This is a genomic window from Leisingera sp. F5 (assembly GCF_001593695.1).
This window is the reverse complement of the sequence record NZ_LUKH01001175.1, coordinates 1-1,213: the sequence shown is the minus strand read 5'-3', so window position 1 is coordinate 1,213 and position 1,213 is coordinate 1. Positions and strand designations below refer to the sequence as shown.

Sequence of the window (1,213 nt, the reverse complement as noted above, 5' to 3'; positions counted from 1 at the left end):
GCATAGACATGGGCAAAGCCTTCGGGAGAGAGCGGCGAGCCGGTCGACAGAACCACCCGCAGGGCGTCCAGATCGTGGCTATCCGCAGGCCGGTTCCGGCGTTTCAGCGAGGCGTCTATGTATTTGGCGGATATACCAAAATGGGTGACTTTCTCGGCCTCCACGACGTCGAACAGCCGGCTGATGCCGGGATGCGCCGGGTTGCCGTCGAACAGCACGATAGAGGCCTCCGATGCCAGCGCCGCCACCTGCCAGTTCCACATCATCCAGTTGCAGGTTGTGTAATAGAACATCCGGTCGCCGGGGCGCAGGTCGCAGTGCAGCTGCTGCTCCACCAGCATCCGCAACAGGGTGCCGCCGCCGGAATGCTCAATGCACTTGGGCTTGCCCGTGGTTCCCGAGGAAAACATCACATAGAGCGGATCGCGGAACCCCATCGGGCGGCAGTCCAGCGCTGGGGCATCTTTCTGTTTGAACGCCTCATAGGGCTGCACCCCCTCCGGAAGCGCCGCAGCATCGCCCGCATAGGGCCAGACCACGATCTGCTCAATGGACGGCACCCGGGCGGCGACCTCGGCAATGGCGGCGCGGGTTTCAAAGGTCTTGCCGTTGTAGAAGTAACCGTCGGCGGCAAACATCAGCTTGGGCGCGATCTGGCCGAACCGGTCCACCACCACGTCCGGCCCGCTTTCCGGCGCGCAGGAGGACCAGACCGCGCCCAGCGACGCCGTCGCCAGCATCGCAGCCACGGTTTGCGGCATGTTCGGGACATAGCCGGCCACATGGTCGCCCGCTGCGATCCCGGCGGCGCGCAGGGCGGCAGCAAGCTGTTCCACCTCGCGCTTCAGCCCGGCCCGGGTCCAGGCCATGCGACGGCCGTCTTCGCCAATGAAGATAATGGCCTCGCGCCCGTCGGCGTTCTTCAGAAAAGTGTCCACGATGTTCAGCCGCGCCCCGGGGAAGAACCGCACCTGCATCGGGTCGGCATCCGCCACCAGCGGCACCGCGCCCTTGTCCCCGATGAGCCCGCAGAAATCCCAGGTCAGCGGCCAGAATTCCTGTGGCTGGGCAACCGACCAGGCATGCATGCCGGCGAAACTGTCCAGCGCCGTGCCAGCGGCGGCAGAAGCCTGCGCCATGAACTCACACAGCAGAGGTTTGCGGCGCGCCGAAAGATCCGGCTGCCAGAGAAGGGGAGCAGTTGTCATGGGAC

1 protein-coding gene is annotated in these 1,213 nt (G+C 65.4%); it reads right to left on the bottom strand.

The window, feature by feature from the left end; all coding sequences use genetic code 11:
• A partial coding sequence (locus A2I95_RS39895) for an AMP-binding protein (RefSeq protein ID WP_291737872.1) occupies positions 1-1,139 on the bottom strand: 1,139 nt, incomplete at its 3' end.
• Positions 1,140-1,213: the final 74 nt, after the last annotated feature.